This is a genomic window from Ruegeria sp. YTSA072 (assembly GCF_059610285.1).
In genome coordinates, this window is the sequence record NZ_JBXWNI010000014.1 from 22,726 (window position 1) to 37,279 (window position 14,554).

Annotated in this window: 15 protein-coding genes and 1 pseudogene; 10 read left to right on the forward strand and 6 right to left on the reverse strand. The window is 51.1% G+C overall.

The annotated features are described in order from the left end of the window. Positions 1 to 52: 52 nt before the first annotated feature. The 3 genes from AC2FIB_RS18825 to AC2FIB_RS18835 all read left to right on the forward strand — a co-directional run bounded on the left by AC2FIB_RS18825 (position 53) and on the right by AC2FIB_RS18835 (position 2,286). Positions 53 to 823, forward strand: a complete 771-nt coding sequence (locus AC2FIB_RS18825; protein WP_170756243.1) for a hypothetical protein — start codon at positions 53 to 55, stop codon at positions 821 to 823. After that, positions 807 to 1,187: a hypothetical protein gene (locus tag AC2FIB_RS18830; protein ID WP_496842600.1), complete on the forward strand. Its 381-nt coding sequence runs from the start codon at positions 807 to 809 to the stop codon at positions 1,185 to 1,187. The genes AC2FIB_RS18825 and AC2FIB_RS18830 overlap by 17 nt, the downstream gene beginning before the upstream one ends. A 685-nt stretch (positions 1,188 to 1,872) precedes the next feature. Beyond that, on the forward strand, positions 1,873 to 2,286 hold the full coding sequence (locus AC2FIB_RS18835; protein ID WP_496842601.1) for a hypothetical protein: 414 nt from the start codon (positions 1,873 to 1,875) through the stop codon (positions 2,284 to 2,286). Positions 2,287 to 2,341: 55 nt separating this feature from the next. Here the strand turns inward: AC2FIB_RS18835 and AC2FIB_RS18840 are convergent, their stop codons facing one another. After that, on the reverse strand, positions 2,342 to 2,863 hold the full coding sequence (locus tag AC2FIB_RS18840) for a GNAT family N-acetyltransferase (RefSeq protein ID WP_496727494.1): 522 nt from the start codon (positions 2,861 to 2,863) through the stop codon (positions 2,342 to 2,344). An 8-nt stretch (positions 2,864 to 2,871) separates the two neighbouring features. Continuing rightward, the gene (locus AC2FIB_RS18845) at positions 2,872 to 3,129 is read right to left on the reverse strand and encodes a YjhX family toxin (RefSeq protein ID WP_496727493.1); all 258 of its coding nucleotides are present in this window, start codon (positions 3,127 to 3,129) and stop codon (positions 2,872 to 2,874) included. A 407-nt stretch (positions 3,130 to 3,536) separates the two neighbouring features. Between AC2FIB_RS18845 and AC2FIB_RS18850 the strand changes: the two genes are divergently transcribed. Together AC2FIB_RS18850 and AC2FIB_RS18855 are read left to right on the forward strand one after the other, a co-directional pair. Further along, positions 3,537 to 4,772, forward strand: a complete 1,236-nt coding sequence (locus AC2FIB_RS18850) for an adenylate/guanylate cyclase domain-containing protein (protein ID WP_496727492.1) — start codon at positions 3,537 to 3,539, stop codon at positions 4,770 to 4,772. Positions 4,773 to 5,052: 280 nt separating this feature from the next. After that, positions 5,053 to 5,310 (forward strand): annotated as a pseudogene (locus AC2FIB_RS18855) (cation efflux transmembrane domain-containing protein); the annotation flags it as partial. Between the two features lie 150 nt (positions 5,311 to 5,460). Here the strand turns inward: AC2FIB_RS18855 and AC2FIB_RS18860 are convergent. Continuing rightward, entirely contained in the window at positions 5,461 to 6,360 is a 900-nt protein-coding gene (locus tag AC2FIB_RS18860) for a sterol desaturase family protein (RefSeq protein ID WP_496737089.1), read from the reverse strand. Between the two features lie 259 nt (positions 6,361 to 6,619). Between AC2FIB_RS18860 and AC2FIB_RS18865 the strand changes: the two genes are divergently transcribed. From AC2FIB_RS18865 to AC2FIB_RS18875, 3 genes are all read left to right on the forward strand, one after another. Next, on the forward strand, positions 6,620 to 8,992 hold the full coding sequence (locus AC2FIB_RS18865) for an autotransporter family protein (protein WP_496737088.1): 2,373 nt from the start codon (positions 6,620 to 6,622) through the stop codon (positions 8,990 to 8,992). A 303-nt stretch (positions 8,993 to 9,295) separates the two neighbouring features. Beyond that, positions 9,296 to 9,655: a YybH family protein gene (locus tag AC2FIB_RS18870; RefSeq protein ID WP_496737087.1), complete on the forward strand. Its 360-nt coding sequence runs from the start codon at positions 9,296 to 9,298 to the stop codon at positions 9,653 to 9,655. A gap of 390 nt (positions 9,656 to 10,045) precedes the next feature. Beyond that, on the forward strand, positions 10,046 to 10,687 hold the full coding sequence (locus tag AC2FIB_RS18875) for an adenylate/guanylate cyclase domain-containing protein (RefSeq protein WP_496842602.1): 642 nt from the start codon (positions 10,046 to 10,048) through the stop codon (positions 10,685 to 10,687). A gap of 70 nt (positions 10,688 to 10,757) precedes the next feature. Here AC2FIB_RS18875 and AC2FIB_RS18880 read toward each other — a convergent pair whose 3' ends face one another. The 3 genes from AC2FIB_RS18880 to AC2FIB_RS18890 all read right to left on the reverse strand — a co-directional run bounded on the left by AC2FIB_RS18880 (position 10,758) and on the right by AC2FIB_RS18890 (position 12,951). Continuing rightward, positions 10,758 to 11,237 (reverse strand): hypothetical protein, encoded by a 480-nt coding sequence (locus tag AC2FIB_RS18880; RefSeq protein ID WP_496737083.1) that lies wholly within the window; start codon positions 11,235 to 11,237, stop codon positions 10,758 to 10,760. Between the two features lie 20 nt (positions 11,238 to 11,257). After that, positions 11,258 to 12,298, reverse strand: a complete 1,041-nt coding sequence (locus AC2FIB_RS18885) for a PLP-dependent cysteine synthase family protein (protein WP_496842603.1) — start codon at positions 12,296 to 12,298, stop codon at positions 11,258 to 11,260. 104 nt (positions 12,299 to 12,402) lie between these two features. Further along, entirely contained in the window at positions 12,403 to 12,951 is a 549-nt protein-coding gene (locus tag AC2FIB_RS18890; protein WP_496737080.1) for a DUF6512 family protein, read from the reverse strand. A 321-nt stretch (positions 12,952 to 13,272) separates the two neighbouring features. On the opposite strand from AC2FIB_RS18890, the gene AC2FIB_RS18895 reads away from it, so the two are divergent. Then, on the forward strand, positions 13,273 to 13,611 hold the full coding sequence (locus AC2FIB_RS18895) for a c-type cytochrome (protein WP_170547480.1): 339 nt from the start codon (positions 13,273 to 13,275) through the stop codon (positions 13,609 to 13,611). Positions 13,612 to 14,030: 419 nt separating this feature from the next. Continuing rightward, positions 14,031 to 14,447 carry a cytochrome c gene (locus tag AC2FIB_RS18900; protein WP_496737076.1) on the forward strand — a complete coding sequence of 139 codons (417 nt, stop codon included), beginning with the start codon at positions 14,031 to 14,033 and terminating at the stop codon, positions 14,445 to 14,447. The last annotated feature ends 107 nt before the right edge of the window (positions 14,448 to 14,554 follow it).

Here is a 14,554-nt window from a genome sequence, read left to right on the forward strand (position 1 = left end):
TGGAACTTCTGCTGAACGACAGTGCGAACCGTAACTCAATGGAGAGAAAAAAATGAGCTGCAAAACCATTTCCATTGGAATGCTACTGATGGCAGTGGCGACCACAGCATCAGCGGAGTGGTCGTTCAGCTCCGGGCCCAACCCCAATGCGTTTATTCAGACAGGAAACATGACGCTGGAACTTCAGTGTGACCGTATTCGCTTTGCTCCGGCTGGATTCGAGGACAGCCAGGACATTGCGGACAAGCAGGGGCTTTCCATTCGTTTCTTGAAGAACGGCACCACCGAAGTTGGAGCATTTCAGGTTGGCGCAGAAAACGCTGCCGTGCAGATCGTCGACAACTATCCCGTCGAGGTCAGTTTCAATAGTCAGCCGGACTATGGTTTTGTTCTGGACCAGCTTGCGGCCAATGCATCGGTTAATCTGTCGATGATTGATCAAGATGTCAGCTACGGAATTTTTGACTTGAAAGGTTCCAGCGCAGCAATTCGGTCCCTTCGTTCTGCGTGCGATTCAGAAGTTAGCCAAGAGACCTCCTACGAAGCGCCTGAAGGCATCGTCTATTGTGGTGGAGGAGCGATAGAGCGCGTGATCGAACCCGTAATTTTGGACAATCCAGAGGGGGAGTGGGACGCGCGAGTAGCGGTTAACGGCGAGTCGATCAGAGCCATGACAGCCTACAGCTACTTCGGAAACTCTGAGCCACCGGCCGGATTTGTCGTCGCCCTTCTTGGTGAAGACAGGTCTGAATTTCTGATTTTTAACGAAGGCTCGGCAAACTGGCTGGAATACGGGGACTACAGGTATGAACAATGCAACTGAAGCCACCTTCCAACCGGCTTCCCAATTGGCAAGCTACTTGAAACGTTTGGTATCTGCGATCCTGCTTGGTTCGGGCCTGGTTTGGACCTCACCAGTTGTCGCGGCTGACGTTTCGCAACTTCCAACCGGTTTGCGAGCAAAGGTTGATCTGGCGGCGCAGGTATGCGCGGAGTTCAACAACGGTCAGTTTGACTTAGATTGGGGCGCGGTTGAAAGGGTCGATCTCGACGGAGATCTACAACGCGACTGGGTTTTGAATGAGTCTGGTTTTGCGTGTTCGAGCGCCGCATCTCTTTACTGCGGAACTGGCGGATGCATGTCGCACTTCTTGATTGAAGAGGAGGTTCAATCCTTGCTCAACTAGGGCTGGACGGTTGTTGATTTTGGGCGTCAACGCGTTGTTGTTGCGGATATTCATGGATCCAATTGCGACGGAATAAACCCAACGCCTTGCGTCACCGCCAGTGTTTGGGATGCGGACGCTAAGACGTGGCGCTCGTCTGCTGGCGATTGGGAATAAGTCGCATTTGAGAATTGCAGATAAGCCATAGGAGCTGGTTTGTTCGATGGGTTCTCTGTGGCACGCAAACTTATGGGCAAATCGTGCAAAGTTATGCGCAAATACCGCGCAGAGTTATGGGCAATCTTCCAAGATTTTCTTCAATGAAATCAATGTTGGGAATGCAGCGTTATGAGCGCACCTACAATTTTGTAGGTTTGCGCATAACACTTCGCGCACCGCATAAGTTTGCGTAGTTTTCCCATAGTTTTGCGCTGAGCGATTGTCTGCCCTAGCGGTGAATTCAATCAGTTTTTGGAGTAGTCGTTGCGGTTATGGTCCTTTGCGTTGCTCAATCCCGCAAAGGGCCTCCCTAAGGAACCTTGGGTTCCATGCTGCCTTTTTGCTTGGATTCTCGCGAACGTCTGCGACGCGCAGAAAGCAGACTTCGAAAAGTCTAGCTAGGGCCCATACCACCAAAACTAGATTCTGAGCTTGCAGCTCACACAGCGGACATTGATCGATATAGTTCAGCTTTGGCGAAGCCAACTTGCTCGACGGGATTGCCATTCTTTCGAGAATTCACAGAGAGCGCTCTAACTATTCATCCGCAACATCTCAGTATTTGATCGAAATACTTGAGGACCTGCCGCGGCCCCAAAAGCAATTGTGGCTGTCAATATTGCTGCGCTTTGCATTTACCGGCCGATCCGAGAAGCGCTACCGAATGCCCGATGCTTCGGCTCGCTATAGAAGGTTTGTGCCCGCCATTATCTATTTGGCTTCTGAGTTGTTAGGTGATGAGGGGCTACACCCAGACGATGAAGACTTACTTGATGCTATCGAGATAGCGATGGGCAAAGATCACAGGATCGACGTATTTGGCCGCAAAGCGCCTACAAAGAAGCTCGCGAGCAGCTTTCGAGCAGCTTTCGAGCGCGACCGGATGTCAAATACGCCCTAGTTCAACGACGAGTAACACTGTTTTCTGATCAAGTTCAGCGGCACCGCGTTCCGTTTCACCCGTGTTGCGAGGTGTCCCACCAATGCGGTTGCATAAACTGCGGGATCGCAACAGTTCTGCCGCTCAGTTTCTCAACTGATCCTTCCGTCAACTCAAGCGCCATCCACGCCGCTGGTGCCGTCATCAGGTCCGGATATGGCGTCTGCTTGTCCGTCGGTACAAATCCATACCGAGGATAAAATGTCGGGACGCCCAACACGAACACTGCATCCGTCCCAACGGAACTGAGATAATCAATGCTCGCCTCCATGATCTCTTTCCCAACGCCGTGGCCCTGATACGCTGGCAACACCCCGCAAGGTGCCAGCAGGTAGCATTTAGTGTTGGGGTGGTCCGAGAAAACAAACGGTGTGAACAGCACGTTGCCTACAATTTTTCCGTCGCGTTCGGAACTGATAGAGATCGTGTCCGGGAGGTCGAGGAAGTCTTTGGCGAGCCGAGCGATGTCGTCGCCTTCTTCTTTTCCAAAGGCTTTCCGGTGGACGTCAACAATGGCATCAATGTCTACTTGGTTCATGTTCTTTCCTATCTTTGGTTCATTTGGGCGCGCACGGAATTGATCCCCAAAGCGGAGGCGCGATAGGGGTTGCCGTTTTTTGAACGGATAAAGCGCTTTTTCAGCAAGCGTTGGAAAACACTGAGAGTGCAGTCAGACAGCACATAACCGTCACGCGTATAACAAGTGACTTCATGGACTTTTCCGTTTTCCAGGCGTTCGTAGTGGATGGACCCGCCAAGGGCGAGTTCGTGCAAAACACGTTGCTCGTGCTTTGAGATATTCATTGGGATGTCTCGATTTTACGAAAGTACAACAAACACCACACTCAGCATCACGCTTGAGTATGCCGATCAATGTTGATGTTCCTGAATTTGGGTCGCTAGGAACGGGCGTTAGGCCCGGGTCTCTTTCATAAAATCTCCGTTGTGTGAGGCGTACCGCCTCATACGTTTGGCGCAGATAGTCCTTCAGGCAAGACGCGTCAATATCCCTTATTAAATGAGTGTCTCATTTTGAGCTGCCGCGTACGTCTCCTGCCGCACGCGCCAGCACCCAATCGATACCCCGCAAAAAGTCGTCGACTGTTAACGGCCTTAGGGCTGCAAGCGCAGTGGTAGAATTGAATTTGATGTGTACTTGAACTGAATTAGACTAGTAACAAACTGTTCAGACATCTCATCGTGAGGTCATCATGGCAGCTCCATTAATCCAAGACTGGGAACTCACAGCCGCCATAAAGGACTTAGCCGATTGGCTGGTTCAACAAGGTTTAGAGAATGCGCCGGTTGAAACCTGGTTGGAAGCATTCTGCAAACGTCTTGTTTCGGCAGGGATTCCGCTTCAGAGAGCAAACATTACTGTGCGCGCTCATCATCCCGAGATTGGGACAGTCGCTTTCCGCTGGCACAGGGACGGGGGAAATGAGCGAGAGGACTTTGTCCGAAGAACGGATGCGCCTGAACAATACATCCTAAGCCCGATTTACTATCTTTTGGCAAACAACGTTGAAGAGATCAGACAAGATCTGACAGTCGAAGATCCAGAGCTTAGCTTTCCAATTTTTGATGAACTTCGCGAGCGCGGTGCCACAGATTACTTCGCTGTTAAACGGTTCTTCCTTATACAGGATAACGCTATGCCTGTTGACCCAATGCAGGCCGAGGAAGGTGCCATTATTTCATTGACGACCGACGCGAGCGGGGGCTTCACGAGCCAGCAACTTGACGGTTTGCGTCAACTGATATCTCCGCTTTGCCTGACGCTAAAATGTGGGGCAAACAGGCTGATGGCTGAAGACATAACCGCCGCTTATTTGGGCAAAGACGCCAGCAGGCGCGTTCTTTCTGGGGACATCACACGAGGTTCATCCGAAACGATTTCGGCGGTGATTTGGTATTTTGATTTGCAAGGATTTACCAAATTGTCAGAAGCGCTTCCGGGAGATTCAATCATAGAATTGCTAAACGATTACTTCGCAGAAGCTGTTGACGTAGTCGAACGCAATGGCGGTAACGTTCTGAAATTCATGGGAGACGGTATGCTTGCCATCTTCGATATCAATCAAGTTCCGGACGCTCGCCGCGTCGCAATTCACGCGGCAGCGGAGTTGCGAGATACCTTTGAGGAACTCAACCAACGACGGCAAGCGGACGGTTTACCAACGACCGGCTTCACTCTTTCGTTGCACGCAGGCAATGTTCTTTACGGCAATATTGGCGGTAGGTCTCGCTTGGATTTCACGGTGGTCGGCCCAGCGGTAAATACAACTTCGCGCATTTTAGGCATGTGCAGCGCGCTTGATCAGAACATTGTTGTTTCCGACAAGGTGGCGGGCGACTTGGTGGGCTCCATTCCAAGCCTTGTTTCCCTGGGGCAATACAGATTGCGCGGTGTTGCTGAAAGACAGGAGCTGTTCACGATAGACTAACTGCCGCTATTTGGAAGCTGCCGCAATGGGGTGTTGACCTGCGTCAAAGCAAAGGTAGCCGGATTGTTACTAGGTTGGTTTGCACATGGAACAGAACTGTTGGATCAAGCACCCGCGCAGAGCGGCATTCTTGGTCATAGTGATTGCATTGTCAGGGTGCATGGGCAGGCACCATCAAGGCAATTGGCATGGCCACGGCTTAGAAGGTTGCTATGGACCTCACCACGACGTTGATCGCGAGGTCCATTGCCGAGCGCTCGAGTGAACTTGAGCCATATTCTTGCTTGTTAGCTACAAGGATGGAGACGCCAACGTGCGATCAGTCTGGTTATGCTCGCGGAACGACGCCATCGGCAACGTAGCTGTTATGATTGCCGCGTTAGGCGTCTGGGGCACGGCAACAGGTTGGCCTGACCTAATAGTTGCTGCGATCATGGCAAGCCTCTTCTTGTCATCTTCGTACCAGATCATTCGTCAGGCTCTTGAGGAACGGCACGAGGAAGCAGCGCATGAGCATAGAACAGCTGGGACAAGCTGACATTCGCTGCGGAGGGCAAACTACACAGGTATGGGCTCCACGCGGTCATTTGAAATATCGCGATGTATGTCCACTTTGCGGACTTTTCTGCCGACGCTTAAAGCCTTGCGCATAACACTCAAGCGCGGCAAAGCAGTCTTTGGTTCAGCGCTATTGGTCTATTTGGTCATTGCCAAGCTTGGTTTGCCCGGACGAGACAGATGAAGATCGCATATGTTGGCTCGGGGTGTCGAGGGCACCTCCGCTCGTCGGGCCGCTTAACGGCTGAATCAGCATTCGGTCGAGCCAGAGGTCTCGGCGTGTGCGAAACTGCTTGATGCCAATTTCCATGCCCTTATGCCCCTTCTCGGGTTGCGCAACGTAAGTACCTAGAAGTCGGTCCCACCATGGTAGATTAAAGCCAAAGTTCGAGTTGTTCTCGCTTGGATCGACTGAATGGTGGACTCGGTGCATGTCTGGAGTGACGACGATCCATCTGAGAATTCGATCCACAGGACGCGGCAAATCAATGTTTGCGTGATTGAATAGCGCGGTAGCGTTCAGGATCACCTCGAAAAGGAGTACGGCGACAGCGGGCGGCCCTAAGGCTGCTACGACCGCTAGCTTGATCCCCATCGAGATGAGAACTTCTACCGGATGGAAACGCAAGCCGGTGGTAGCGTCAAAATCTTGGTCGGCGTGATGCACCCGGTGCAGACGCCAAAGCCCCGGTACGGCGTGGAACATCACATGCTGAAGATAGATTGCAAGATCCAGAAGCAGCATGGAGACCACGATGGCAACCCAAACCGGCGCCTCGATGTTATTGAAGAGCCCCCATCCGCGATCCTCGGCCATGGCTGCGAAACCAACTGCGAGGATTGGAAAGGTCAGCCGCAGGATGGCGGTGTCGAGCACCACGAGCGCAAGGTTGTTTGTCCATCGGATAACGCGCGGAATATCCCGTCTTCGCCGGGGTGCGGCCACTTCCCAAAGTGCCATCGCCGCCAGGACGGATAGGAAGGCAATAATGCGGATAGTTGGTTCAGCAGCTAGGATTGTGTCGGACATGGACATCCACTATTCGGGTTTCCGTCGCGATAGAATTGCAAGCTGTTCTAGGCGACGACCGCTCCAATGTAACGCAGACATGCAAGCGATACCATCTGAGGGCGGCTTGGTCCGCACAGCAGTCACTGATGCACTGCGCAGCGAACGACTGTTCCGAGCCCAAAGCAGTCAATCGTTTGACTTTTTTGAGCATTTCACAAAACTCACCGTATATCACAATTGGGTGTACTCTCGCTTATCAAGTAAGAGGAGAAAGCTGATGGAAACACTGGGCCCGACACTTGCGGCACTATACGCTCAGCGTGCATTTATTATTAAATTGTCACTGGGAGTCTTGGCTTATGTGTTAGTGGTAGACGACGCACAGGCCCAAAGCGCACAGGGTTGCGTAGAATTGGGCTCTCCTCGGATAGAATATTCATCCGGATCTGAAAGCACTCGCGTTAATCAAACAATTTCAACGACGGAACGCACGTGTCTGCCGATCCCAAACGGACCCATAACAGGACTTACAATTGGAAACTCCTCAATTGCGCCCTCAGGTGAAATTGAGTTGTATGTTCCCGGCCAAAATACCGTTCCAAGTAATGCTTCAGTGTTAACTCTTCTGAATGTTGATGTCGCCGCAGGCAGCGGAGACTTTGTATCTAGGGAAGCGTTGGCAACAAACATCAACGGGAAGCTGAGAGTGAACGTCATTGGAACTTCGATTGGTTCCGGCAGATCAATGACGTTCGCTCCCTTCAACGGCGCGAATATCGACCCCACTGAAGTTTACTTCCAGTCAGACCGACCGTTAACCTACGACAACCTGACTGTTATGGGGGCGACTGAAGTCGTTTTCGGGGCGTACTATATCCAAACTCGGGTTGCTGAGGCTTCTGATTTCACACTGACGAACAGTTCGATTTCTTCAACCAGTGACATGGCGATAGCTGCAGGCACGACTGTTCGGCTTGATGCGGCAAGCAGTTTGAACACCGTAAACTTTGAAAATTTTGGCACGCTGGCCGGAACGGGAACCGTAAACGCCTTCAACTTCACGGTTAAGAACGGCGGGGTGCTTTCGCCGGGCTTTTCAATTGGTACACTCAACAATAGTGGCGGAATCGCCTTTGAAGCTGGGTCAAGGCTCTTAAGTGAAGTCGATCCGGCGGCCGGGCAGAAAGCTGACTTGGTGTCATCCAGCGGGCCGGTGACAGGGATTAACAGCGCTACCATACAAGTCGAAGCCGCTCGTCCCGGATTGACTGCGCAGGACTATGCTGCTGGCAACGACTACACGGTATTTCAAGCCTCGAGTTTTGATGGAAACTCCCCAACTCTTGTCGCCGGGGGATCGCTGCCTGCTCTATCCAGTCTGAGCATCTCAAACACGCCAACCGCGGACGGTAGAATTGATATAGCGTTTTCGACCCTCCCCATCTCGAGTTTACCGCAAAATCCATCAGTTGTTGGATCTCCCAATGCAAGCAACCTTGCTGGTGCGGTGGCCAACACCACAAACACGTCATCTGGAACCAATCTGACCAACGGCTCAACCTTGGGCACCGCAGTTAACACGCTCACCAATTCAGGTTTGGCTGGGTTTAATCGTGTGCACGCAGAACCCTATTCCTCCAATTTGACCGTTGGGCTGGAGCAACTTGACCTGATAACCAACACAGTGCTGAGCCACGCTGACTGCCGCAAGTATCAAGCGGTCGGCTTCAGCAATGAGGAACAACCCGTTGCAGCAGGCGACATCGACTCGGCCCAGAGCGCTAGCGGCGCAATAGACTGCTCTGATCGGCGTTGGTGGATCGACACGGCCTATTTGAGCGGGGACGTTGATGGAAGTAATGGCCTTGGGACATTCGACTATTCGCTCGGCACTATTTTGGTCGGAGCGGATGTCGCAAGTACCGATAGAGGTGTGGTCGGAGTGTACGCAGGTGTTGGGACATCCTCCATGGATGAGCACGATCAAGTCGATCAGGACTTTTCGACCGATAGCTATCACGTGGGCGTCTATGGGCGTACAACAACAGGAACGTGGGAGTTTTCCGGGCTGATCGGTTACATGTTCGGTGAAACTGACGCCAAACGGAATAACCCTTCTGTTGATGGCTTTACGGGAGGCGAGGCAAAATCGGATTTGGACCAAGAGGGAATTCATGCCGGCGTCCAGGCACGGAAGCTGTTTAACATGGACAACGGTGCAAGGGTTTCTACGGTTTTTGGATTGAACTACGGGCGTATCCAACAAGGTTCAGGCACAGAGACTGGCGGTGGTGATTTCAATTACTCGATTGGGAAAGCGAACGCGGAGTCTCTGGTCGCTTCCATTGGAGTTGACTACCAACGGGACTTCTTGACAGAGAATGGTGTGCTAACCCCAATCGCCTTTGCTCGTTACGAGTATGACTTCTTTGCCAACAAAGACAGTGAGCACGAAATCACAGTTACAAGCCCCTTATTCGGAACATTTACACAAGTCGGACAAAACCGAGGAGCAAACGGCTTCGTTCTTGGGCTAGGACTGGGCTATCAAATATCAGAGCTAGCCAGACTAACGGCAGGATATGGCTATTCGGTTCGCTCCAATGGCCAAGAACATGGCCTTGGTGCAAACTTAAGCGTTCGGTTCTGATTTGGCAGTACGATTGTTTCAAATTTAGGAATCACACACGCCGACCATCGTTGTTGGGCCTTCACAAACGAACCCAGTGGACGTCCGCTTTGTCCGCATAGCAGTCATTTATGCCTTGTACAGCGATTGTCTACTTGAGCCCAAAGAGTCAAATGCTGCATCTTGCTTAAATGTCAGTTCCCAGGCGCAAAACCAAAGACGGGTTTGTCCTAGGTAGAAGCGACGCAAACAATCTGATCGAGGTTGATTTGACAGTAGAATTGCAGAACCTGATGCTAGGACAGCGAAATTAGGAGTGTTTGTATGTCCTTCAAACAACAGTGCCAGGAGGTATTCGACCACTATGTCGCCTGCTACCGACAAGGGGACGCCAATGGATGCGCTTCCGTGTTTGCAGCGCAAGCAGAGATGTACTCTCCCTTCGGCCCACCTTCCATTGGAAGGCAAGCTATTGAAGACACACATGCAGAGTGGGTCGCGGAAGGTGGAGAAGACAAAAAAATCAATGTCTCTAGTGCAGGTCGAGACGGCGAACTCGGCTGGTGTCTTGCAGAATTTAGCGAAGGCACGACAGGTGAAGGCGTTTCGCTGAATGTGCTTGAGCGACAACCAGATGGTCGATGGCTAATCACCATATGCAGTCTTAATGAGACGCATCCCTAGAATTTAAACAGCTTGCTGCCGTCTGTTCCCATGCGTCGAATTGCCGATGTTAAATAGTTTTTATCTAAACCAACCGAGCCGAGCTAAATTGAAAGGAATCTACCATAGCCTCGCAATTGAGTTGTTTTGTTCGGTTTTGGGTTGAATTGTTCCAAGAATAACGCACTTTTGGCTGAGTTATGGTGCGTTCAAGTTGATCAAGCCACTGTACGACAATCGACAATTGAGCGCGTATAGTGAACCGTGCAATCTTATGGGAAAATCGTGCAAACCTATGCGCAAATGCTGTGCAAAATTATGGGCGAAGACACCCAGATTTTCTGAATAAAATCAATGATAAGAATGCAGCGTTATGCGCGTCCCTACAGATTTTGTGGGGCGAACCGATTGATGGCTGAAGACATTACAGCCGCATATCTGGGCAAAGATGCCAGTAGGCGCGTTCTTTCCGGGGACATCACCAGAGGTTCATCGGAAACTATTTCAGCGGTGATTTGGTATTTTGACCTGCAAGGATTTACCAAATTGTCAGAGGCGCTTCCGGGGGGCTCAATCATAGAATTGCTAAACGACTACTTCGCGGAAGCTGTTGACGTAGTCGAACGCAATGGCGGTAACGTTCTGAAATTCATGGGAGATGGAGTGCTTGCCATCTTCGATATCAATCAAGTTCCGGACGCTCGCCGCGTCGCAATTCACGCGGCCGCGGAGTTGCGAAATACCTTTGAGGAGCTCAACCAACGACGGCAAGCTGATGGTTTGCCAACGACCGGCTTCACTCTCTCGTTGCACGCAGGCGATGTTCTTTACGGCAATATTGGCGGTAGGTCTCGCTTGGATTTCACAGTGGTCGGCCCAGCGGTAAATACAACTTCGCGCATTTTAGGCATGTGCAGCGCGCTTGATCAGAACATTGTGGTTTCCGATAAGGTGGCGGGCGACTTGGTGGGCTCCATTCCAAGTCTTGTTTCCCTGGGGCAATACAGATTGCGCGGTGTTGCTGAAAGACAGGAGCTGTTCACGATAGACTAGATAAAGCTCGATCCAAAAGTTCTGGCCCATTAAGCTCGGCGCGTAAAACAACCGCTAGCGCTGCGCGGGCTTACTCTGGCGCCGAACCAACGGTTAAAATCTTCCCATTGCTCCAAACTAGCGCCTCGTAACAAACCTCGGCTCCTGCGCCTCCGCACCAACCACCGTCTCGTCCAATAAGCAGTATACGGTCAGGCCCCCAGTCAATAAGACGCCAACCCGTTGCCTGCCACGACATGATCTCACCGTCGACGATAAGATTGAGCATGCACCCCCCTGTTCCGCAGTACATAGAAGCGGCAGAAGAGCAGGAATACTGACTTTCATCTACGAGTTCAGCCTTAGCCGTGCCAAACTGCGAGCGCAGCTCGATCTCGGTCACAGCGTCACCCTGATCAAACTCTCCATTCTCGAAGTCTTTGCAATCAGCAGCCGCGCTTTCGATGATCCGTTGTGCTTCCTGAGAGGAGGCCAAAACTGTTGTGGAGCAAAACAACACTGCAACCATTGATGCCAGAAGCGCAGCAAACACAAATTTCGCCCTTTTCATTCTGTCCTCTTCGTTTGAATTCAGTGATATCCCGCCAAAATAGCATCGTAAGAGGTGGTTTCGCCGAAGTTTTCCATCACCCATTCCGGATCGTAGTAGGTGTCGAGATAACGGTTTCCGTCGTCACACAGAATAGTGACAATGGAGCCAGATCGTCCGGCAGCCTCCATCTCTTGCGCAATTTGCAAAGCCCCCCAAAGGTTTGTGCCTGTTGATGGGCCCGCTCGCCGCCTGATCCGATCATCAAGCCAGAGCATAGTCGCAATGCTTGCCGCATCGGGCACTTGGATCATCCGGTTGATTACATCTGCCAAAAATGACTTCTCCACCCTGGGACGTCCAATACCTTCAATACGACTTGAACAGGGGCGGGTCAGGGTCCTGTCTCCAGTTTGAAAGCTATCAAAAAACACTGAGTTTTCTGGGTCCACAACAACCAATTCACTATTAAAGCCTTTGTAGCGAATGTACCGCCCCAGCGTTGCTGAAGTTCCGCCAGTTCCCGCGCTCATCACAATTACCGATGGAATTGGATGTGGCTCTCGTCCCATTTGGCGAAAAAGGCTTTCTGCAATGTTGTTGTTTCCTCTCCAATCCGTCGCCCGTTCGGCGTACGTAAACTGATCCATGAAGTAGCCACCGACTTCAGCTGCCAGTTCAACCGAGGCCTGATGCATGTCCGGCGCCGCATCGACAAAGTGGATTTCCCCACCTTGGAACTGGATTAGGTCGATTTTGCTCTTGGCGGTAGATTTTGGGAGAACCGCGGTAAAAGGCACTCCGATCATACGGGCGAAGTAAGCTTCTGAAACGGCAGTGCTGCCAGACGAGGCTTCGATTACACGTGTCCCTTCCCTTATTTTCCCGCTTACAAGCGCATAAAGGAAAAGCGAGCGTGCCAGCCTGTGCTTGAGGCTGCCAGTGGGATGTGTACTTTCATCCTTGAGATAGATGTCTACGCCCTTCAGCCCCCGGACAGGAAGCTTGAAAAGGTGCGCATCGGCAGAGCGGTGAGCATCTGCATTGATCTTGGCAATCGAATCCGAAATCCAACGGTCCATGCTTCTACTCAAACGCCCTGTTTAGGGCCCGTCAAGCTTGGGAAAATCGTCTTTGAAATTCATGGGGATGCAAGCATGCGTCACCAATAGGACCGACTGTCCAACTAACGGGCAGGAATACCTATCGTGCCAGATTGTGCTTCAATGAACAGCCAGTGATTAAGAGGGAAAAATGTTAGGGTACTATAGGCGACGACTTGAACCCCAATGAGAAACAAGCCGAATACATGAATGAGTTCAGGTATTTGATCTTCGTAAGCAAGCAGCAGAATTGACACGATCTGGCCGATGCAAATTGCTGCAACAAATATTCCAATATCAATCAACAAAAAGTTGCGCTCAAATATCGCTGTGTATGCTGTGAATACTATTACAATCAAAATAGCAGTAATTGCGAGGCTAACTCCTTTAGCACTAAATACGTCCCTTCTTGTAAGTCGGGGTGGAAGCGGCATTAGGCAGGCCCAAAACAAGCCTGGCCAAAAAGCCAGCTTTAAGTGTTCCCAAATTGACTCGTTGACAGCTGCCACAAGCGCCATTGGCGTCCAACTTCCAAGCAAAACAAATGCAAAGTGCAGCCCGGACCCAAGTACGATCATTAGGATAGCCCCTATCGCTTCGAGCCAAACTATTCGGGACGAAGCTTCCAGCATGTTTGGATCTCCCAATCCTGATTGTTGAATATTCTGCTTAGATTCTCAAAAGTGAAATGCCCGCAGACATAGAAGGTCTAGAAATAGCTTTCACCCCCCCCCTTGGTGAGCGGCAATGTCCAAGTTCTTGTAAGAGTCTGTAAAGTTGACCCTTCCTGATTCTTAAACACAGTTGCTGTCATTGCCATGTTCTACATTGGACCGTAGGCTGAATAAAAAACGGGGTAGAGCATGCACGCTACAAGGTGGGCTATTTTATCGGCTGGATTTATCGCTCTAGCCACAGCGTCGTGTTCAGATTTGTATCCTGACGCCGATGTCATGCCCACTCGCGCTGATGGGGCAGCCTTTTTCTCAGAAAACTGTACTTCTTGTCATGGTGTGGATGGTAGAGGCGGTGGCCCGGCAAGCAGCGGTCTTTCCGTTGAGCCAACAGATTTGACAACATTGAGCGCGAAGAACGCGGGCACTTTCCCTCAAGCACGGGCCCTAAGCTACATCTATGGCGACCCAGGAAACAGCCATCTTGCTCGGGTTATGCCGGAATTTGGCGGGGAAATGGCGGAAGACCTGGTTCCGGTTGAAATCGAGGGTGTCTTGACGCCCACTCCGCGCGAGTTAGCAGGGTTATTGTTTTTCTTAGAAAGCATCCAACAGTAGATTAGTGTTTTTGGCGCTAGGTCAGCGATTGATCGTTTGCCGGTGTTCTGAACCTGCACCTTTTTTTGACCCGGTGACAATTCCAGGCCTAACATTGTGAAGCGCCGTGCTCTGCTAGGCGTAAGCAGTCATTCAAAATCATTTGGCCGAATTGGCGTGTCGAGTCCAATTCTGGCAGACTGCGGAGTGACATATGATTTATGTCAAAGAGCCGAGCGCTTTCACATGCTAAATTTTGAATGTTAAATGGTGAAGCTGTTCTGAGCTCGTTGCTGCCTGTCCCCATCAATCGGTTTTGGGCCATAGGATAGCAAGTGTAATATGGTAAAGGACCGACGTTGACCGGGGGAAGATGTCGGTCCATTTCTGTTGTAATAAACTCTCGTTTGGCAAAGGACCTCCAACTTATGAGGTACTTTATGATCGTTGCAAGCATAGTAATTTCTTCGGTTCCAACGATATCTGCGGCCGACGAGTTTTTGGACTTTGGGAAAGACCTTTTTTTCGAGCATTGCACCAGGTGTCACGGAGTCGATGCGACAGGAAATGGGCCTGACGCCACTGATTTGAAAACAGTGCCTGCTGATTTAACAAAGATTTCCGAACGCAGAGGTGGTGTGTGGCCCATGTTGGAGGTCATGTCGATCTTGGACGGTTATTTGAAAGTTCAAGAACCTCGCGATGACATGCCGATAATCACCGAATTGAATGACGGCCCTGCTGTCGAATTCGATACGGGCAACGGTTTGGTTACGCGTATCCCTTCCGGACTTGTCGAAATTGCTGAGTATTTGGAGAGTATTCAGTCTCCGAAGCCGGAACGTTATGTTCCGTGAAGTTCTGATCAGCATTTGTGTACGCTAAAGAGTGCTGCGTTGGGCGAGTGCCGTATCTGCCAAGAAGCAACGAATATGCGGATCGCGTTGTGGACGATGCCGTCGCG